Raw genomic sequence first — 15,709 nt, 5'->3', positions numbered from 1 at the left:
AAGAAATGGCTAGAGACTTAAAATATACGAGAAACATAGGGATTGCTGCTCACATTGATGCTGGTAAAACAACAACGACAGAGCGTATTTTATTCTATACAGGAAAATCACACAAAATTGGTGAAGTACACGATGGTGCTGCAACAATGGACTGGATGGCACAAGAGCAAGAAAGAGGTATTACTATTACATCTGCTGCTACCACTTGTGAATGGAATTTTCCAACTACTCAAGGTAAAATATTACCTGAGACATTACCATATCACTTTAATATTATCGATACACCTGGACACGTTGACTTTACAGTTGAAGTAAACCGTTCTTTGCGTGTACTTGATGGTTTGGTTTTCTTATTTAGTGCTGTTGATGGTGTAGAGCCACAGTCAGAGACTAACTGGAGACTTGCAGATCAGTACAGAGTGCCACGTATTGGTTTCGTTAATAAAATGGACCGTCAAGGTTCTAACTTTTTGATGGTTTGTCAACAAGTGAGAGATATGTTGAAATCAAACGCTGTTGCGATCACTTTGCCTATTGGTGAGGAAAATGATTTCAGGGGTGTTGTGGATTTAGTTAGAAACCAAGCTATTGTTTGGGATGATGCTGGAATGGGTACTACTTATGAAGTAGTAGATATTCCTGCAGATATGTTAGACGAAGTTAAAGAATACAGAGATATTCTTATCGAAGCAGTTGCTGATTATGATGAGAATTTACTAGACAAATATATGGAAGATCCGGACTCAATTACTGAGGAAGAGATCAACATAGCTTTGAGAGCTGCTGTTATGGATATGGCAATCATTCCTATGATTGCTGGTTCTTCGTTCAAAAACAAAGGAGTTCAATTCATGTTAGATGCAGTATGTAAATATTTGCCATCTCCAATGGATAAAGAAGGTATTACAGGTATTCATCCTGATGATGCTGAATTGCTTGAAGAAGACCAAACTAAAATCTTGCGTAAGCCAGATGTAAAAGAGCCTTTCGCTGCATTAGCATTTAAGATTGCAACTGACCCATTCGTAGGTCGTTTGGCTTTCTTCCGTGCTTATTCAGGAAGATTGGATGCTGGTTCATACGTTTTGAATACTCGTTCTGGTAACAAAGAAAGAATTTCTCGTATCTACCAAATGCACGCTAACAAACAAAATCCAATCGAATATATTGAGGCTGGAGATATTGGAGCTGCTGTTGGATTTAAAGATATCAAAACTGGAGATACATTGTGTGATGAAAAGCACCCAATCATTCTTGAGTCAATGAAGTTCCCAGCACCGGTAATTGGTATTGCTATTGAGCCTAAAACTAAAGCTGACGTTGATAAAATGGGGATGGCTTTGGCTAAGTTAGCTGAAGAAGATCCTACATTTACAGTTAGAACTGATGAAGCTTCAGGACAAACTATTATTTCAGGTATGGGTGAGCTTCACTTAGATATCCTTGTTGATAGAATGCGTCGTGAATTCAAAGTTGAAGTAAACCAAGGTGAGCCTCAAGTAGAATACAAAGAGGCATTTACTAAAAAAGCACAACACAGAGAAACATATAAGAAACAATCTGGTGGTCGTGGTAAATTTGGGGATATCGTATTTTTGTTGGAGCCTGCTGACGAAGTTGACGGTAAAGTTCCAGTTGGATTACAATTTATAAATTCAGTAAAAGGAGGTAATGTTCCTAAAGAATATATCCCATCTGTAGAAAAAGGTTTCCGCGAAGCTATGAAAACTGGACCGCTTGCTGGTTACCAAGTTGATAGTTTGAAAGTTACTTTATTGGACGGATCTTTTCACCCTGTCGATTCTGATGCACTTTCTTTTGAACTTGCTGCAAGAATGGGTTACAGAGAAGTAGCAAAAGCTGCTGGTGCAATTATTCTTGAGCCAATTATGAAAATGGAAGTGATTACACCTGAAGAAAACATGGGAGATATCGTAGGTGATATTAACCGTCGTAGAGGTCAAGTAAATGACATGGGTGATAGAGCAGGTGCTAAAACCATCAAAGCTGATGTGCCATTATCAGAAATGTTCGGATATGTTACAACATTAAGAACACTTTCATCTGGTAGAGCTACATCTACAATGGAATTTTCACACTACGCAGAAACGCCTTCCAATATTTCGGAAGCAGTTATCAAAAAAGCAAAAGGAAACGCTTAATCTTTAAGAAAATGAGTCAAAAAATCAGAATAAAATTGAAATCTTACGATTATATGTTGGTAGATAAGTCTGCTGAGAAAATCGTAAAAACAGTAAAAAGCACTGGAGCAGTAGTAACAGGACCAATTCCTTTGCCAACTCACAAAAAACTTTTTACAGTGCTACGTTCTCCACACGTTAACAAAAAAGCGAGAGAGCAATTTGAAGTAATGTCATACAAAAGATTGATCGACATTTATTCATCTTCATCAAAAACAATTGATGCCTTGATGAAACTTGAATTGCCTAGCGGAGTTGAAGTAGAGATCAAAGTTTAATAGCTTTCTAGTAAGAAAAAGAACGCTGTTTTTAAACGAAAAATAGTATTAGGTTCGTGTAGAAATATTTTATACTTTTGCACCCACTTAAAAATTAGGATTCGCTTAAAAGCTGCGTTCTATATTTGTATTTAATAATTAATAATTAATATTTATGTCTGGGTTAATCGGAAGAAAAATTGGCATGACAAGCATCTTTGACGAGAACGGGAAAAACATTCCTTGTACTGTTATTGAAGCTGGACCATGTGTAGTTACCCAAGTCAGAACCAAAGGTGTTGACGGGTATGAAGCGTTGCAACTAGGTTTCGATGACAAAAACGAGAAACATTCCACAAAAGCGGCCGTTGGTCACTTTGCGAAAGCAGGAACTGTAGCTAAGAAAAAAGTCGTTGAATTCCAAGATTTTGCAACAGAACAAAAATTAGGTGACGTGATCAACGTATCTATTTTTGAAGAAGGAGAGTTTGTAGATGTACAAGGTGTATCTAAAGGTAAAGGTTTTCAAGGGGTTGTGAAACGTCACGGTTTTGGTGGTGTTGGACAAGCGACTCACGGTCAACACAACCGTTTAAGAGCGCCAGGTTCTGTAGGAGCTTCTTCTTATCCATCTAGAGTATTCAAAGGAATGCGTATGGCTGGAAGAATGGGAGGAGACAATGTAAAAGTTCAAAACCTTAGAGTTTTAAAAGTAGTGGCTGATAAGAACCTACTTGTTATTAAAGGATGTGTTCCTGGTCATAACAACTCTTATTTAATCATTCAGAAGTAATGGAAGCAAAAGTATTAGATTTCAACGGAAAAGATACTGGGAGAAAAGTGCAACTTTCTGATTCAGTATTCGGTATAGAACCAAACAATCACGCAGTATATCTTGATGTTAAGCAATATCTTGCTAACCAACGTCAAGGAACGCACAAAGCTAAAGAAAGAGCTGAAGTTGCCGGAAGTACTCGTAAAATTAAAAAACAAAAAGGAACTGGTACTGCTCGTGCGGGTAGTGCAAAGAATCCATTGTTTAAAGGTGGTGGAACAGTTTTCGGACCTAGACCAAGAAGTTATTCATTCAAATTGAATAAAAACTTGAAACGTTTGGCAAGAAAATCGGCTTTCTCAATTAAAGCTAAAGAAACAAATATAATTGTTCTTGAAGACTTCAATTTTGAAACACCAAACACTAAGAATTTCATTAACGTTTTGAAAGCTTTAGAGTTGGAAAATAAAAAATCTTTATTTGTGTTGGGCGAATCGAATAAAAATGTATATTTGTCGTCACGCAATTTAAAGGCGTCTAAAGTTATAACTAGTTCAGAATTAAGCACTTACGATATTCTTAACGCTAATAGTTTGGTGCTTTTAGAGGGTTCTTTAGAGGTAATTGAAGAAAATTTAAGCAAATAATAGGATATGAGCATCATAATTAAACCTATAGTAACAGAAAAAGTAACCAAAGAAAGTGAAGTTTTAAACCGCTTCGGATTCGTTGTTGACAAAAAAGCAAACAAAGTACAAATTAAGAAAGCTGTTGAAGCTGCTTATGGAGTAACTATTGTTAGTGTTAACACGATGAACGTAAGACCGGATAGAACTACAAAATACACTAAAAGTGGTCTTATCAGTGGAAAGACAAATGCAATCAAAAAAGCAATTGTACAAGTACAAGAAGGAGAAACAATTGATTTTTACAACAATATCTAAGATAGAAAAATGTCAGTAAGAAAATTAAAACCTATTACCCCAGGTCAGCGATTTAGAGTTGTGAATGGTTATGACGCCATTACAACTGATAAGCCGGAACGCTCTTTGATAGCGCCGATAAAAAACTCTGGAGGTAGAAATAGTCAAGGAAAGATGACCATGCGTTATACGGGTGGTGGTCACAAGCAGAGATATCGTATTATTGATTTCAAACGTACAAAAGAAGGAATTCCAGCTACAGTGAAATCAATCGAATATGATCCAAATCGTACTGCGTTTATCGCATTGTTAGCTTATGCTGATGGTGAGAAAACATACATTATTGCTCAAAACGGATTGAAAGTAGGTCAGAAATTAGTTTCTGGACCAGAATCTCAACCTGAAATAGGTAATACTTTACCATTAAGCAGAATTCCATTAGGAACTGTAATTTCTTGTATCGAATTAAGACCAGGACAAGGAGCTGTAATCGCTCGTTCAGCTGGTACATTCGCACAATTAATGGCGAGAGACGGAAAATATGCAACAATCAAAATGCCATCTGGTGAAACAAGATTAATCTTGTTGACTTGTTCGGCTACAATTGGAGCAGTTTCTAATTCTGATCACCAATTAGTTGTATCTGGTAAAGCAGGTAGAACAAGATGGTTAGGAAGAAGACCTAGAACAAGACCAGTAGCAATGAACCCTGTCGATCACCCAATGGGTGGTGGTGAAGGACGTTCTTCTGGAGGACATCCAAGATCTAGAAACGGTATACCTGCTAAAGGTTATAGAACACGTTCTAAGAAAAACCCGAGTAACAAGTATATTGTAGAACGTAGAAAGAAATAATAAGATATGGCACGTTCATTAAAAAAAGGACCTTTCGTTCATTATAAGTTAGAGAAAAAGGTTGAAGAAAACATCGAAAAAGGAAACAAAGGAGTAGTAAAGACTTGGTCTAGAGCTTCTATGATTACACCAGACTTCGTTGGTCAAACAATCGCAGTTCATAACGGTCGTCAATTTGTACCGGTTTACGTAACAGAAAACATGGTAGGTCACAAATTAGGAGAGTTTTCACCAACTCGATCTTTTAGAGGTCATGCTGGAGCAAAAAATAAAGGTAAAAAATAAGAAGCAATGGGAGTTCGTAAAAGAGAAACAGCAGATGCAAGAAAAGAGGCTAACAAGTCATTGGCTTTTGCAAAATTGAATAACTGCCCTACTTCACCTAGAAAAATGCGCTTAGTAGCAGATCTAGTAAGAGGTCAGAAGGTAGAAAGAGCACTTAACATTTTAAGATTCAGTTCTAAAGAAGCTTCAAGAAAATTAGAGAAATTGGTTTTATCTGTAATTGCCAACTGGCAAGCAAAAAACCCTGACGCTAATATGGAAGAAGCTGGTTTATTTGTTAAAGAGATACGAGTAGATGGTGGTATGATGTTGAAAAGACTTCGTCCAGCTCCACAAGGTCGCGCACACAGAATAAGAAAACGTTCAAACCACGTGACAATCGTGTTGGGGACAATTAATAATAACACACAAGCAATTTAATTAAGATGGGACAAAAGACAAATCCAATTGGAAATAGACTTGGTATCATCAGAGGATGGGACTCTAACTGGTATGGTGGAAATGATTACGGTGATAAATTAGCCGAAGATTATAAAATCAGAAAGTACATCCATGCTCGTTTATCAAAAGCTAGTGTATCAAAAGTAATCATCGAGAGAACTTTGAAACTTGTAACCGTTACTATCACTACTGCTAGACCTGGTATTATTATCGGAAAAGGTGGCCAAGAGGTAGACAAGTTGAAAGAAGAACTTAAGAAAGTTACTGACAAAGAGGTTCAAATCAACATCTTTGAAATAAAAAGACCTGAACTTGACGCGTATCTAGTTGCTACAAGCATCTGTCGTCAAATCGAAAGCCGTATTTCTTACAGACGTGCAATCAAAATGGCTATTGCTGCTACAATGCGTATGAACGCAGAAGGTATCAAAGTTTTGATTTCTGGTCGTTTGAATGGTGCAGAGATGGCACGTTCAGAAGGTTTCAAAGAAGGAAGAATTCCTCTATCAACTTTCAGAGCCGACATCGATTATGCTCTTGCTGAAGCTCACACTACTTATGGTAGAATGGGGATCAAAGTATGGATTATGAAAGGTGAAGTTTATGGAAAGAGAGATCTTTCTCCACTTGCAGGAATGGATAAAAAACAATCTGGAACTGGTGGTGGTAAAGGTGGCGATTCTCCGAGAGGAGACAGAAAACCTTTTAATAAAGGTGGAAAACCAGACGCTCGTAAGAGAAAGTAAATTTTTAAATTAAAGAAAAATGTTACAGCCTAAAAGAACAAAATACCGTAAGGTACAAAAGGGTAAAATGAAAGGAAACTCTCAAAGAGGGCACGAACTTTCTAATGGAATGTTTGGTATTAAATCTGTTCATGAAGATGGAATGTTCTTAACCTCACGTCAAATCGAAGCTGCGCGTATCGCTGCAACTCGTTATATGAAAAGAGAAGGACAATTATGGATCAAAATATTTCCAGACAAACCTATCACAAAGAAACCTCTTGAGGTACGTATGGGTAAAGGTAAAGGTGCAGTCGAGTATTGGGCGGCCGTTGTTAGACCCGGAAGAATTATGTTTGAAGTTGGTGGAGTTCCTTTGTCAGTTGCTAAAGAGGCGTTACGTCTTGCAGCTCAAAAACTTCCAGTAAAAACTAAATTCATCGTTGCTAGAGATTTCGAAGCATAATTAATAATATATTATGAAACAATCAGAAATAAAAAATCTTTCTGCAGCAGAGTTGCAAGAAAAATTGAACCAAACTAAGAAAGCATATGCTGACTTAAAAATGGCTCACGCTATCTCTCCAATTGAAAATCCGCTTCAAATTAGAACCGTGAGAAGAACAGTTGCCAGATTAGCTACAGAACTTACTAAAAGAGAATTACAATAATTCTAACGATGGAAGAAAAAAGAAATTTAAGAAAAGAAAGAGTTGGGGTTGTTACTTCAGACAAAATGGATAAATCCATTGTTGTTGCACAAGTAACTAGAGTAAAACACCCACTATACGGTAAGTTCGTGTTGAAAACTAAAAAGTTTCACGCACACGACGAAAATAACGACTGTAACGTTGGAGATACTGTAAGGATTAGCGAAACGCGTCCTTTGAGTAAAACTAAATGTTGGAGGTTAGTTGAAATCATTGAAAGAGCTAAATAATTATGGTACAACAAGAATCAAGACTAAAAGTAGCAGATAATACGGGAGCAAAAGAAGTTTTAACTATCCGTGTTTTAGGAGGTACCAAAAGAAGGTATGCCTCTGTTGGTGACAAGATTGTAGTTTCTATCAAAGATGCTGCTCCAAACGGAAACGTAAAAAAAGGAGCTGTTTCAACTGCAGTTGTTGTACGTACCAAAAAAGAAGTGAGAAGAGCCGATGGTTCTTATATCCGTTTCGATGACAATGCTTGTGTTCTTTTGAATGCTGCAGGGGAAATGAGAGGAACTCGTGTTTTTGGTCCAGTAGCAAGAGAACTTCGTGAAAAACAATTCATGAAAATTGTATCATTAGCACCAGAAGTGCTTTAATTATTTTAAGATGATAAAGCTAAAAATAAAATCAGGAGATATCGTAAGAGTAATTGCTGGTGATCACAAAGGTGAAGAAGGTAAAGTATTACGTGTTTACCGTGAGAAAAATAAAGCAATTGTTGAAGGTGTAAACATGGTTTCAAAACACACGAAACCTAGTGCAAAAAGCCCTCAAGGTGGTATTGTAAAAAAAGAAGCTTCTATACAAATATCTAATATAGCTCTAATTGATCCTAAAACTAAGGAAACAACAAGAGTAGGTATTAGAGTAGAAGGAGATAAGAAAGTGAGATTTTCAAAAAAATCTAATCAAGTACTATAGTAATGGCATATATACCTAGACTAAAAGAAGAGTATAAGAACAGAGTAATCTCTGCTCTTAAAGAGGAATTCGGATACACAAACGTAATGCAAGTTCCAAAATTGGAAAAAATCGTTTTGAGTAAAGGAGTTGGTGCAGCTGTATCTGATAAAAAACTAATTGACTATGCAGTTGATGAGTTGACAAAGATCACTGGACAGAAAGCAGTTTCTACCATTTCAAAGAAAGACGTTGCGTCATTCAAATTGAGAAAAGGGATGCCTATCGGTGCAAAAGTTACTTTGCGTGGAGAAAGAATGTATGAGTTTTTAGATAGACTTGTTACTTCAGCTTTACCACGTGTTAGAGATTTCAGTGGAATTAAAGCTACTGGTTTTGACGGAAGAGGAAATTACAATCTTGGTGTTTTAGAGCAAATCATTTTCCCTGAAATTGATATTGACAAAGTAAATAAAATATCTGGAATGGACATTACTTTTGTAACTTCTGCTGCTACAGACAAAGAAGCAAAATCGTTATTGGCTGAATTAGGTTTACCTTTTAAAAAGAATTAAGACATGGCTAAAGAATCAATGAAAGCCCGCGAGGTGAAGAGAGAAAAAACGGTAGCTAAATATGCTGAGAAAAGAAAAGCTTTGAAAGAAGCTGGAGATTCAGTAGGTTTGCAAAAATTACCAAAGAATGCTTCACCAGTACGTTTGCACAATCGTTGCAAATTGACAGGTAGACCAAGAGGATATATTCGTCAATTTGGTATTTCACGTGTAACATTCCGTGAAATGGCTAACAACGGATTAATTCCAGGAGTTAAAAAAGCTTCTTGGTAATCAAACATTTATAAATTGGTTTCAGGTTCAAGAGAATAGTTCTTTTGAAAACCGTTGCCGCAAATTAATACATATGTATACAGATCCTATTGCAGATTATTTGACGAGAGTTAGAAACGCTGTGGCTGCAAACCACAAAGTTGTCGAAATCCCGGCTTCTAATCTAAAAAAAGAAATAACTAAGATCTTATTTGATCAAGGATATATCTTAAGTTACAAATTTGAGAACAACACCGTACAGGGTTCGATCAAAATCGCTTTGAAGTATGATAAAGATACTAAAGAGTCAGTAATCAAAGATATCCAAAGAATTAGTAAACCAGGTTTACGTAAGTATTCAGGTTCTTCAAACATCCCAAGAATCCTTAACGGATTAGGAATTGCGATTGTTTCAACTTCAAAAGGTCTTATGACTGGGAAACAAGCTAAGCAATTGAATGTAGGTGGTGAAGTAATTTGTTACGTATACTAATTAAAAGACTTATAAGAGATGTCAAGAATAGGTAAAAATCCCGTTGTAATCCCTGCCGGAGTAACTTTAGAAGTTGCTAATGGTATTATTACAGTAAAAGGAAAAAATGGTCAACTTACACAGGAATATTCAGATGTGACTGTTACAGTTGAAGGAGATCAAGTTCAAGTGGACAGATCATCTGATCACAAAGACCAAAGAGCAAAACACGGTTTATACAGATCGTTAATCAACAATATGATTGTTGGTGTAACTGATGGTTTTACTAAAGAATTAGAATTGGTTGGAGTAGGTTATAGAGCTTCAAATCAAGGACAAAAATTAGATTTAGCTCTTGGATTTTCTCACAATATAGTTTTAGAAATAGCTCCAGAAGTTAAAGTGGAGACTGTATCTGAAAAAGGTAAAAATCCAATTGTGAAATTAACATCATTTGACAAACAACTTTTAGGTCAGGTTGCTGCGAAAATCAGAGGTTTCCGCAAACCAGAACCATACAAAGGAAAAGGTGTTAAATTTGTAGGTGAAGTATTAAGAAGAAAAGCAGGTAAATCAGCGTAAAAAATAACATTATGTCATTATCAAAACCTGAAAGAAGACAGAGAATCAGATTCAGAATTAGAAAAACAGTTAGTGGTACAGCTACTAACCCAAGACTTTCTGTATTTAGAAGTAACAAAGAAATTTATGCTCAACTTATTGATGACGTAAACGGAGTTACTTTATTAGCTGCTTCTTCAAGAGAAAAAGAAATAGAAAAAGGTACAAACGTAGAAGTTGCAACAGCAGTTGGAAAACTAGTTGCAGAAAAAGCGTTAAAAGCTGGGATAGAAACAGTAACTTTCGACAGAGGAGGTTATTTATATCACGGTCGTATTAAATCATTAGCGGAAGGCGCGAGAGCGGCTGGACTTAAATTCTAATATAGTATGTCTAATAGTAAATACAAGAATGTAGAGCTAGTAAAACCAAGTGGTCTTGAATTGAAAGATCGTTTGGTAAGTGTAAATCGTGTTACTAAAGTTACAAAAGGTGGTAGAGCATTTGGTTTTTCTGCTATTGTAGTGGTAGGTGATGAAAACGGAGTAGTAGGTCACGGATTAGGAAAATCAAAAGACGTTTCTGAAGCAATTGCGAAAGCAGTAGAAGATGCAAAGAAAAATCTTGTGAAAATTCCTTTGAACGGTCAATCTGTTCCTCACGAACAAAAAGGTAAGTTTGGTGGAGCACGTGTATTTTTAATTCCTGCCTCACACGGTACAGGAGTTATTGCAGGTGGTGCTGTTCGTTCAGTACTTGAGTCAGTTGGTATACACGATGTATTATCAAAATCTCAAGGATCATCAAATCCTCACAACGTAGTAAAAGCAACTTTTGATGCTTTATTACAAATGAGAAGTGCGTATACTGTTGCAAAACAAAGAGGCGTTTCTTTAGAAAAAGTTTTTAAAGGTTAATTCAAGGAAATTATGGCTAAATTATTAGTAAAACAAGTAAGAAGCAAAATCAACTGTCCTCTAACTCAAAAAAGAGGATTAGAAGCTTTAGGTCTTCGTAAAATGGGTCAAGTTGTAGAACACGATTCAAATCCAACTATCCTTGGAATGATAAATAAAGTTAAACACTTAGTTTCTGTAGAAGAAGCTAAATAACAAATACGTTATGAATTTAAGTAACTTACAACCTGCTGAAGGGTCAACGCACAATCAAAACAAAAGATTAGGTAGAGGTGAAGGTTCTGGTAAAGGTGGTACTGCGTCACGTGGTCACAAAGGAGCAAAATCTCGTTCTGGTTATTCTAAAAAGATTGGTTTTGAAGGTGGACAAATGCCACTTCAAAGACGTGTACCTAAGTTTGGTTTCACAAACATCAACCGTAAAGAATACGAAGGTGTGAATCTTGATACATTACAGTTATTAGTTGATAATGGTATCGTAACTGATACAGTTGATATGACTGTTTTTGTTGCTAACCGTTTGGCTACTAAAAACGAAAGCGTTAAGATTTTAGGAAGAGGAGAATTGAAAGCGAAACTTACAGTAACTGCTCACAAATTTACTGCTACTGCAAAAGCTGCTATCGAAGCTGCTGGAGGAGAAGCTGTAACCCTTTAATTTTTCGATAAAAATGAAGAAATTTATTGAATCATTAGTTAATATCTGGAAAATCGAGGAACTTAAAAATAGAATCCTATTAACATTAGGAATCCTTTTAGTTTATCGTTTTGGAGCTCACGTTACACTTCCAGGTATTGATGCTACGCAATTGACAGGTTTAGCTGGGCAAACAAAAAGTGGTTTAGGTTCGATCATTGACATGTTCTCTGGTGGTGCTTTTTCTAAAGCTTCTGTTTTTGCCTTGGGTATTATGCCTTATATTTCTGCTTCGATTGTTGTTCAGCTTATGGGAATTGCGATTCCTTATTTGCAAAAATTACAAAGCGATGGAGAAAGCGGTAGAAAGAAAATTAATCAAATTACCCGTTGGTTAACAATTGGTATTTCATTAATTCAAGGACCTAGTTACATTTATAATCTGTACCAACAATTGCCAAGTAGTGCATTTTTATTAGGATTTAATTCTATTGAATTTGTGTTTTCTTCAGTAATTATTTTGACTACAGGAACTATATTTGCAATGTGGTTAGGTGAGAAAATCACCGATAAAGGTATCGGAAACGGAATATCACTATTGATTATGGTAGGTATTTTGGCTAGATTACCACAAGCTTTTATACAAGAATTTGCTGCCAGAGTTACTAATAATAACGGTGGTCCAATGTTATTGGTGGTTGAAATTATTGTTTGGTTGTTAGTAATCATCTCTTGTATATTGTTAGTAATGGCAATTAGAAAAATCCCTGTTCAGTACGCGCGTCGCACAACATCCGGTGATTTCGAAAAAGATATGATGGGTGGTAACAGACAATGGATTCCATTGAAATTGAATGCAGCTGGTGTTATGCCAATCATTTTTGCGCAAGCAATTATGTTTATTCCTGCTGCTGTAGCAGGATTGTCAAAATCAGATGCTTCGCAATCTATCGTTAGTACGTTTAGTGATATGTTCGGTTTTTGGTATAATTTTGTATTTGTGACTTTGATAGTTGTATTTACTTTCTTTTATACTGCTATTACTGTTCCTACCAACAAAATGTCGGACGATTTGAAAAGAAGTGGTGGTTTTATTCCAGGTGTTAGACCGGGAGTTGAAACTGCAGACTTTCTTGACAAAGTGATGTCTTTAATAACCTTCCCTGGTTCATTATTTCTTGCCTTGATCGCTGTGTTCCCAGCAATTGTTGTAAGTCTTATGGATGTTCAACAATCTTGGGCAATGTTTTTTGGAGGTACATCATTGATAATTATGGTTGGTGTCGCAATCGACACGATTCAACAAATTAATTCATACTTGTTGAATAAGCATTATGATGGTTTAATGAAAAGTGGCAAAAATAGAAAAGCAGTAGCTTAATATTATGGCAAAACAATCAGCAATAGAACAAGACGGATCAATTATCGAAGCGTTGTCAAATGCAATGTTCCGTGTTGAGTTAGAAAATGGACATATAGTAATTGCTCATATATCTGGAAAAATGCGAATGCATTACATCAAGTTATTACCTGGTGATAAAGTGAAACTAGAAATGAGCCCTTACGATTTGTCAAAAGCAAGAATTACTTATAGATATTAAAGATATTCAAAATGAAAGTAAGAGCATCAGTTAAAAAGAGAAGTGCCGAGTGCAAGATTGTACGAAGAAAAGGCAGATTATACGTAATCAACAAAAAGAATCCTAGATTTAAACAAAGACAAGGATAGTTATGGCAAGAATAGCAGGGGTAGACATCCCAAAAAACAAAAGAGGAGTTATCGCTTTAACCTATATCTTCGGTATTGGTAAAAGTAGAGCAGTTGAGATTTTAGAAAAAGCTCAAGTTAGCCAAGATACAAAAGTTCAAGATTGGAATGACGACGAGATTCACGCAATTCGTGATGCTGTATCGTTCTTCAAAATTGAAGGTGAACTACGTTCAGAAGTTTCTTTAAACATCAAACGTTTAATGGATATTGGATGTTATAGAGGTATCCGTCATAGATCTGGTCTTCCATTAAGAGGACAAAGAACTAAGAACAACTCTAGAACAAGAAAAGGAAAAAGAAAAACTGTTGCCAACAAGAAAAAAGCAACTAAATAATAAGTAATATGGCTAAAGCAACTGCAAAAAAACGTAAAGTTATCGTTGAATCAACGGGAGAAGCTCATATTTCTGCTACTTTTAATAACATCATCATTTCGTTAACAAACAAAAAAGGTGAAGTTATATCTTGGTCATCAGCTGGTAAAATGGGTTTCAGAGGTTCTAAAAAGAACACTCCGTACGCAGCCCAAATGGCAGCAGAAGATTGTAGTAAAGTAGCGTTAGAAGCTGGACTTAAAAAAGTAAAAGTATATGTAAAAGGACCAGGAAACGGACGTGAGTCTGCAATTCGTTCTTTGCATAATGGTGGAATTGAAGTTACTGAGATTATCGACGTTACTCCAATGCCTCACAACGGATGTCGTCCTCCTAAAAGACGTAGAGTTTAATACTCAAAATTTAATTATAGTATAACTAGATTGAATAACGATTATCGAAGGATAAGACCTGAATTCATAATCTCAATCTTAAACAATTTAAAATGGCAAGATATACTGGTCCAAGTACAAGAATCGCACGTAAATTCGGCGAAGCAATTTTCGGAGACGATAAAGCATTCGAAAAGAGAAATTACCCTCCTGGACAACACGGGATGGCAAAAAAAAGAGGAAAAAAATCTGAGTATGCTGTTCAGTTAATGGAAAAGCAAAAAGCTAAATATTCTTATGGAATTTTAGAAAAACAATTCAGAAATTTATTCGAAAAAGCATCAGCTACTAAAGGAGTTACTGGTGAAGTTTTATTACAATTATGTGAAGCAAGATTAGACAACGTAGTTTTCAGAATGGGTATTGCTCCTTCTAGAAGAGGTGCTCGTCAAATCGTATCTCACAGACACATTACTGTAAATGGTGAAGTAGTTAATATTCCTTCTTACCACCTTAAACCTGGTGATAAAGTTGCCGTTCGTGAAAAATCTAAATCATTAGAAGCTATCGAGCGTTCATTATCAAATTCAAGTCACGTTTATGAATGGATTACTTGGAATAACGATTTAAAAGAAGGTACTTTTGTTTCTGTACCAGCTAGACTTCAAATTCCAGAAAACATTAAAGAACAATTAATCGTAGAGTTGTACAACAAATAATAATTGACTTAGTCGAAATTTATGGCAATATTTAATTTTCAGAAGCCCGATAAAGTTATCATGATCGATTCAACCGATTTTGAAGGTAAATTTGAGTTTAGACCTTTAGAACCTGGTTACGGATTGACAGTTGGTAACGCACTTAGAAGAGTTTTGCTTTCAGCATTAGAAGGTTATGCAATCACATCGGTTCGCATCGAAGGTGTAGATCATGAGTTTTCTACTATCTCAGGAGTTGTTGAAGACGTTACCGAAATTATTCTAAATCTTAAGCAAGTACGTTTCAAACGTCAGATTGAAGATACTGACAATGAGTCGGTAACTATTTCTGTAACTGGTAAAGATCAATTAACAGCTGGGGATTTTCAGAAATTTATTTCAGGTTTCCAAGTTTTGAACCCAGAACTTGTTATCTGTAATTTAGATCCTAAAATCAAACTACATTTCGACTTAACAATCGAAAAAGGTAGAGGATATGTTCCTGCTGAAGAGAACAAAAAACAAAATGCTGCAATTGGAACTATATTTACTGACTCTATTTTTACTCCGGTAAAAAATGTTAAGTATGCTATCGAAAACTTCCGTGTAGAGCAAAAAACAGATTATGAAAAATTAGTTTTCGAAATTAAAACTGACGGTTCTATCAATCCAAAAGATGCCCTTACCGAAGCTGCGAAAGTTTTAATTCACCATTTCATGTTGTTTTCTGACGAAAGAATTACACTTGAGGCTGACGAAATTGCACAAACAGAATCGTATGACGAAGAGTCATTGCATATGAGACAATTGCTTAAAACTAAGCTTGTTGATATGGATCTTTCTGTAAGAGCATTAAATTGCTTGAAAGCGGCAGAAGTTGACACACTTGGAGATTTAGTATCTTTCAATAAAAATGACCTAATGAAATTCCGTAATTTCGGTAAAAAATCTTTGACTGAACTAGATGAACTAGTGGCAATTAAAAATTTGAACTTCGGTATGGATTTAGCAAAATACAAATTAGATAAAGAATAATCTAATCC

Annotated in this window: 29 protein-coding genes; all 29 read left to right on the top strand. The window is 35.8% G+C overall.

Annotation, left to right across the window (positions count from 1 at the left end; translation table 11 throughout):
• Positions 1 to 5: 5 nt before the first annotated feature.
• The 29 genes from fusA to ACIQ1E_RS02540 all read left to right on the top strand — a co-directional run bounded on the left by fusA (position 6) and on the right by ACIQ1E_RS02540 (position 15,701).
• A complete protein-coding gene (gene fusA, locus ACIQ1E_RS02680) occupies positions 6 to 2,162 on the top strand; it encodes an elongation factor G (RefSeq protein WP_396168440.1) in 2,157 nt (718 codons plus the stop codon).
• An 11-nt stretch (positions 2,163 to 2,173) separates the two neighbouring features.
• Positions 2,174 to 2,479 carry a 30S ribosomal protein S10 gene (gene rpsJ, locus ACIQ1E_RS02675; RefSeq protein ID WP_040473603.1) on the top strand — a complete coding sequence of 102 codons (306 nt, stop codon included), beginning with the start codon at positions 2,174 to 2,176 and terminating at the stop codon, positions 2,477 to 2,479.
• A gap of 154 nt (positions 2,480 to 2,633) precedes the next feature.
• Positions 2,634 to 3,251: a 50S ribosomal protein L3 gene (rplC, locus tag ACIQ1E_RS02670; RefSeq protein ID WP_396168438.1), complete on the top strand. Its 618-nt coding sequence runs from the start codon at positions 2,634 to 2,636 to the stop codon at positions 3,249 to 3,251.
• Positions 3,251 to 3,880, top strand: coding sequence for a 50S ribosomal protein L4 (rplD, locus tag ACIQ1E_RS02665; RefSeq protein WP_396168436.1), 630 nt, complete (start codon positions 3,251 to 3,253; stop codon positions 3,878 to 3,880). Before rplC ends, rplD begins: the two co-directional genes overlap by 1 nt.
• Before the next feature lie 6 nt (positions 3,881 to 3,886).
• Positions 3,887 to 4,177, top strand: a complete 291-nt coding sequence (rplW, locus tag ACIQ1E_RS02660) for a 50S ribosomal protein L23 (protein ID WP_133277475.1) — start codon at positions 3,887 to 3,889, stop codon at positions 4,175 to 4,177.
• A gap of 9 nt (positions 4,178 to 4,186) precedes the next feature.
• Positions 4,187 to 5,011, top strand: coding sequence for a 50S ribosomal protein L2 (gene rplB / locus ACIQ1E_RS02655; RefSeq protein ID WP_143391051.1), 825 nt, complete (start codon positions 4,187 to 4,189; stop codon positions 5,009 to 5,011).
• A 6-nt stretch (positions 5,012 to 5,017) separates the two neighbouring features.
• Entirely contained in the window at positions 5,018 to 5,296 is a 279-nt protein-coding gene (gene rpsS / locus ACIQ1E_RS02650) for a 30S ribosomal protein S19 (protein ID WP_132006277.1), read from the top strand.
• 6 nt (positions 5,297 to 5,302) lie between these two features.
• Complete coding sequence (rplV, locus tag ACIQ1E_RS02645) at positions 5,303 to 5,716, top strand: 50S ribosomal protein L22 (RefSeq protein ID WP_396168434.1); 414 nt, start codon at positions 5,303 to 5,305, stop codon at positions 5,714 to 5,716.
• A gap of 5 nt (positions 5,717 to 5,721) precedes the next feature.
• Positions 5,722 to 6,483, top strand: coding sequence for a 30S ribosomal protein S3 (gene rpsC, locus ACIQ1E_RS02640; protein WP_103804349.1), 762 nt, complete (start codon positions 5,722 to 5,724; stop codon positions 6,481 to 6,483).
• A gap of 19 nt (positions 6,484 to 6,502) precedes the next feature.
• Positions 6,503 to 6,928 (top strand): 50S ribosomal protein L16, encoded by a 426-nt coding sequence (rplP, locus tag ACIQ1E_RS02635; RefSeq protein ID WP_133277478.1) that lies wholly within the window; start codon positions 6,503 to 6,505, stop codon positions 6,926 to 6,928.
• 13 nt (positions 6,929 to 6,941) lie between these two features.
• Complete coding sequence (gene rpmC, locus ACIQ1E_RS02630) at positions 6,942 to 7,133, top strand: 50S ribosomal protein L29 (protein WP_396168432.1); 192 nt, start codon at positions 6,942 to 6,944, stop codon at positions 7,131 to 7,133.
• An 8-nt stretch (positions 7,134 to 7,141) separates the two neighbouring features.
• Positions 7,142 to 7,402 (top strand): 30S ribosomal protein S17, encoded by a 261-nt coding sequence (gene rpsQ / locus ACIQ1E_RS02625; RefSeq protein WP_396168430.1) that lies wholly within the window; start codon positions 7,142 to 7,144, stop codon positions 7,400 to 7,402.
• A 2-nt stretch (positions 7,403 to 7,404) separates the two neighbouring features.
• Positions 7,405 to 7,773 carry a 50S ribosomal protein L14 gene (gene rplN / locus ACIQ1E_RS02620; protein WP_100843387.1) on the top strand — a complete coding sequence of 123 codons (369 nt, stop codon included), beginning with the start codon at positions 7,405 to 7,407 and terminating at the stop codon, positions 7,771 to 7,773.
• Positions 7,774 to 7,783: 10 nt separating this feature from the next.
• Entirely contained in the window at positions 7,784 to 8,098 is a 315-nt protein-coding gene (rplX, locus tag ACIQ1E_RS02615; protein ID WP_396168428.1) for a 50S ribosomal protein L24, read from the top strand.
• 2 nt (positions 8,099 to 8,100) lie between these two features.
• Positions 8,101 to 8,652 carry a 50S ribosomal protein L5 gene (gene rplE / locus ACIQ1E_RS02610; RefSeq protein ID WP_133277482.1) on the top strand — a complete coding sequence of 184 codons (552 nt, stop codon included), beginning with the start codon at positions 8,101 to 8,103 and terminating at the stop codon, positions 8,650 to 8,652.
• Between the two features lie 3 nt (positions 8,653 to 8,655).
• Positions 8,656 to 8,925, top strand: coding sequence for a 30S ribosomal protein S14 (rpsN, locus tag ACIQ1E_RS02605; RefSeq protein WP_073370557.1), 270 nt, complete (start codon positions 8,656 to 8,658; stop codon positions 8,923 to 8,925).
• A 73-nt stretch (positions 8,926 to 8,998) separates the two neighbouring features.
• Positions 8,999 to 9,397 carry a 30S ribosomal protein S8 gene (rpsH, locus tag ACIQ1E_RS02600; RefSeq protein WP_396168426.1) on the top strand — a complete coding sequence of 133 codons (399 nt, stop codon included), beginning with the start codon at positions 8,999 to 9,001 and terminating at the stop codon, positions 9,395 to 9,397.
• A gap of 18 nt (positions 9,398 to 9,415) precedes the next feature.
• A complete protein-coding gene (rplF, locus tag ACIQ1E_RS02595) occupies positions 9,416 to 9,958 on the top strand; it encodes a 50S ribosomal protein L6 (RefSeq protein ID WP_396168424.1) in 543 nt (180 codons plus the stop codon).
• Between the two features lie 11 nt (positions 9,959 to 9,969).
• A complete protein-coding gene (gene rplR / locus ACIQ1E_RS02590) occupies positions 9,970 to 10,320 on the top strand; it encodes a 50S ribosomal protein L18 (protein WP_133277486.1) in 351 nt (116 codons plus the stop codon).
• A 6-nt stretch (positions 10,321 to 10,326) separates the two neighbouring features.
• Positions 10,327 to 10,854, top strand: coding sequence for a 30S ribosomal protein S5 (rpsE, locus tag ACIQ1E_RS02585; protein ID WP_035668102.1), 528 nt, complete (start codon positions 10,327 to 10,329; stop codon positions 10,852 to 10,854).
• A gap of 12 nt (positions 10,855 to 10,866) precedes the next feature.
• Positions 10,867 to 11,049, top strand: a complete 183-nt coding sequence (gene rpmD / locus ACIQ1E_RS02580; protein WP_027310825.1) for a 50S ribosomal protein L30 — start codon at positions 10,867 to 10,869, stop codon at positions 11,047 to 11,049.
• Positions 11,050 to 11,059: 10 nt separating this feature from the next.
• Positions 11,060 to 11,512: a 50S ribosomal protein L15 gene (gene rplO, locus ACIQ1E_RS02575; RefSeq protein ID WP_133277488.1), complete on the top strand. Its 453-nt coding sequence runs from the start codon at positions 11,060 to 11,062 to the stop codon at positions 11,510 to 11,512.
• A 13-nt stretch (positions 11,513 to 11,525) separates the two neighbouring features.
• Entirely contained in the window at positions 11,526 to 12,872 is a 1,347-nt protein-coding gene (gene secY, locus ACIQ1E_RS02570) for a preprotein translocase subunit SecY (protein ID WP_396168421.1), read from the top strand.
• A gap of 4 nt (positions 12,873 to 12,876) precedes the next feature.
• Positions 12,877 to 13,092: a translation initiation factor IF-1 gene (gene infA, locus ACIQ1E_RS02565; RefSeq protein ID WP_007136545.1), complete on the top strand. Its 216-nt coding sequence runs from the start codon at positions 12,877 to 12,879 to the stop codon at positions 13,090 to 13,092.
• Positions 13,093 to 13,103: 11 nt separating this feature from the next.
• Positions 13,104 to 13,220 (top strand): type B 50S ribosomal protein L36, encoded by a 117-nt coding sequence (gene ykgO, locus ACIQ1E_RS02560; RefSeq protein ID WP_073370549.1) that lies wholly within the window; start codon positions 13,104 to 13,106, stop codon positions 13,218 to 13,220.
• Positions 13,221 to 13,222: 2 nt separating this feature from the next.
• Positions 13,223 to 13,597 (top strand): 30S ribosomal protein S13, encoded by a 375-nt coding sequence (rpsM, locus tag ACIQ1E_RS02555; RefSeq protein ID WP_194312428.1) that lies wholly within the window; start codon positions 13,223 to 13,225, stop codon positions 13,595 to 13,597.
• 8 nt (positions 13,598 to 13,605) lie between these two features.
• Entirely contained in the window at positions 13,606 to 13,989 is a 384-nt protein-coding gene (gene rpsK, locus ACIQ1E_RS02550; protein ID WP_024981527.1) for a 30S ribosomal protein S11, read from the top strand.
• A gap of 92 nt (positions 13,990 to 14,081) precedes the next feature.
• Positions 14,082 to 14,687 (top strand): 30S ribosomal protein S4, encoded by a 606-nt coding sequence (gene rpsD, locus ACIQ1E_RS02545; protein WP_024981528.1) that lies wholly within the window; start codon positions 14,082 to 14,084, stop codon positions 14,685 to 14,687.
• Between the two features lie 21 nt (positions 14,688 to 14,708).
• Positions 14,709 to 15,701: a DNA-directed RNA polymerase subunit alpha gene (locus ACIQ1E_RS02540; protein ID WP_133277491.1), complete on the top strand. Its 993-nt coding sequence runs from the start codon at positions 14,709 to 14,711 to the stop codon at positions 15,699 to 15,701.
• The last annotated feature ends 8 nt before the right edge of the window (positions 15,702 to 15,709 follow it).

Source organism: Flavobacterium sp. (genome assembly GCF_044348915.1).
Taxonomy (GTDB): Bacteria; Bacteroidota; Bacteroidia; order Flavobacteriales; family Flavobacteriaceae; genus Flavobacterium.
The sequence above is the reverse complement of the archived record's forward strand: the minus strand, read 5'-3'. Positions and strand labels throughout refer to the sequence as shown.

What these genes read in the sequence shown, in the direction of transcription:
- rplP (WP_133277478.1), top strand. Translation starts at nt 6,503, where the DNA reads ATGTTACAGCCTAAAAGAACAAAATACCGTAAGGTACAAAAGGGTAAA.
- rpsQ (WP_396168430.1), top strand. Translation starts at nt 7,142, where the DNA reads ATGGAAGAAAAAAGAAATTTAAGAAAAGAAAGAGTTGGGGTTGTTACT.
- rplR (WP_133277486.1), top strand. Translation starts at nt 9,970, where the DNA reads ATGTCATTATCAAAACCTGAAAGAAGACAGAGAATCAGATTCAGAATT.
- rpsC (WP_103804349.1), top strand. Translation starts at nt 5,722, where the DNA reads ATGGGACAAAAGACAAATCCAATTGGAAATAGACTTGGTATCATCAGA.
- ykgO (WP_073370549.1), top strand. Translation starts at nt 13,104, where the DNA reads ATGAAAGTAAGAGCATCAGTTAAAAAGAGAAGTGCCGAGTGCAAGATT.
- rpsN (WP_073370557.1), top strand. Translation starts at nt 8,656, where the DNA reads ATGGCTAAAGAATCAATGAAAGCCCGCGAGGTGAAGAGAGAAAAAACG.
- rplE (WP_133277482.1), top strand. Translation starts at nt 8,101, where the DNA reads ATGGCATATATACCTAGACTAAAAGAAGAGTATAAGAACAGAGTAATC.
- ACIQ1E_RS02540 (WP_133277491.1), top strand. Translation starts at nt 14,709, where the DNA reads ATGGCAATATTTAATTTTCAGAAGCCCGATAAAGTTATCATGATCGAT.
- rpsM (WP_194312428.1), top strand. Translation starts at nt 13,223, where the DNA reads ATGGCAAGAATAGCAGGGGTAGACATCCCAAAAAACAAAAGAGGAGTT.
- rpmD (WP_027310825.1), top strand. Translation starts at nt 10,867, where the DNA reads ATGGCTAAATTATTAGTAAAACAAGTAAGAAGCAAAATCAACTGTCCT.
- rpsH (WP_396168426.1), top strand. Translation starts at nt 8,999, where the DNA reads ATGTATACAGATCCTATTGCAGATTATTTGACGAGAGTTAGAAACGCT.
- rplD (WP_396168436.1), top strand. Translation starts at nt 3,251, where the DNA reads ATGGAAGCAAAAGTATTAGATTTCAACGGAAAAGATACTGGGAGAAAA.
- rpsD (WP_024981528.1), top strand. Translation starts at nt 14,082, where the DNA reads ATGGCAAGATATACTGGTCCAAGTACAAGAATCGCACGTAAATTCGGC.
- rpsK (WP_024981527.1), top strand. Translation starts at nt 13,606, where the DNA reads ATGGCTAAAGCAACTGCAAAAAAACGTAAAGTTATCGTTGAATCAACG.
- rplW (WP_133277475.1), top strand. Translation starts at nt 3,887, where the DNA reads ATGAGCATCATAATTAAACCTATAGTAACAGAAAAAGTAACCAAAGAA.
- rpsJ (WP_040473603.1), top strand. Translation starts at nt 2,174, where the DNA reads ATGAGTCAAAAAATCAGAATAAAATTGAAATCTTACGATTATATGTTG.
- rplN (WP_100843387.1), top strand. Translation starts at nt 7,405, where the DNA reads ATGGTACAACAAGAATCAAGACTAAAAGTAGCAGATAATACGGGAGCA.
- rplV (WP_396168434.1), top strand. Translation starts at nt 5,303, where the DNA reads ATGGGAGTTCGTAAAAGAGAAACAGCAGATGCAAGAAAAGAGGCTAAC.
- fusA (WP_396168440.1), top strand. Translation starts at nt 6, where the DNA reads ATGGCTAGAGACTTAAAATATACGAGAAACATAGGGATTGCTGCTCAC.
- infA (WP_007136545.1), top strand. Translation starts at nt 12,877, where the DNA reads ATGGCAAAACAATCAGCAATAGAACAAGACGGATCAATTATCGAAGCG.
- rplB (WP_143391051.1), top strand. Translation starts at nt 4,187, where the DNA reads ATGTCAGTAAGAAAATTAAAACCTATTACCCCAGGTCAGCGATTTAGA.
- rplO (WP_133277488.1), top strand. Translation starts at nt 11,060, where the DNA reads ATGAATTTAAGTAACTTACAACCTGCTGAAGGGTCAACGCACAATCAA.
- rpsS (WP_132006277.1), top strand. Translation starts at nt 5,018, where the DNA reads ATGGCACGTTCATTAAAAAAAGGACCTTTCGTTCATTATAAGTTAGAG.
- rplX (WP_396168428.1), top strand. Translation starts at nt 7,784, where the DNA reads ATGATAAAGCTAAAAATAAAATCAGGAGATATCGTAAGAGTAATTGCT.
- rplF (WP_396168424.1), top strand. Translation starts at nt 9,416, where the DNA reads ATGTCAAGAATAGGTAAAAATCCCGTTGTAATCCCTGCCGGAGTAACT.
- rpsE (WP_035668102.1), top strand. Translation starts at nt 10,327, where the DNA reads ATGTCTAATAGTAAATACAAGAATGTAGAGCTAGTAAAACCAAGTGGT.
- rpmC (WP_396168432.1), top strand. Translation starts at nt 6,942, where the DNA reads ATGAAACAATCAGAAATAAAAAATCTTTCTGCAGCAGAGTTGCAAGAA.
- rplC (WP_396168438.1), top strand. Translation starts at nt 2,634, where the DNA reads ATGTCTGGGTTAATCGGAAGAAAAATTGGCATGACAAGCATCTTTGAC.
- secY (WP_396168421.1), top strand. Translation starts at nt 11,526, where the DNA reads ATGAAGAAATTTATTGAATCATTAGTTAATATCTGGAAAATCGAGGAA.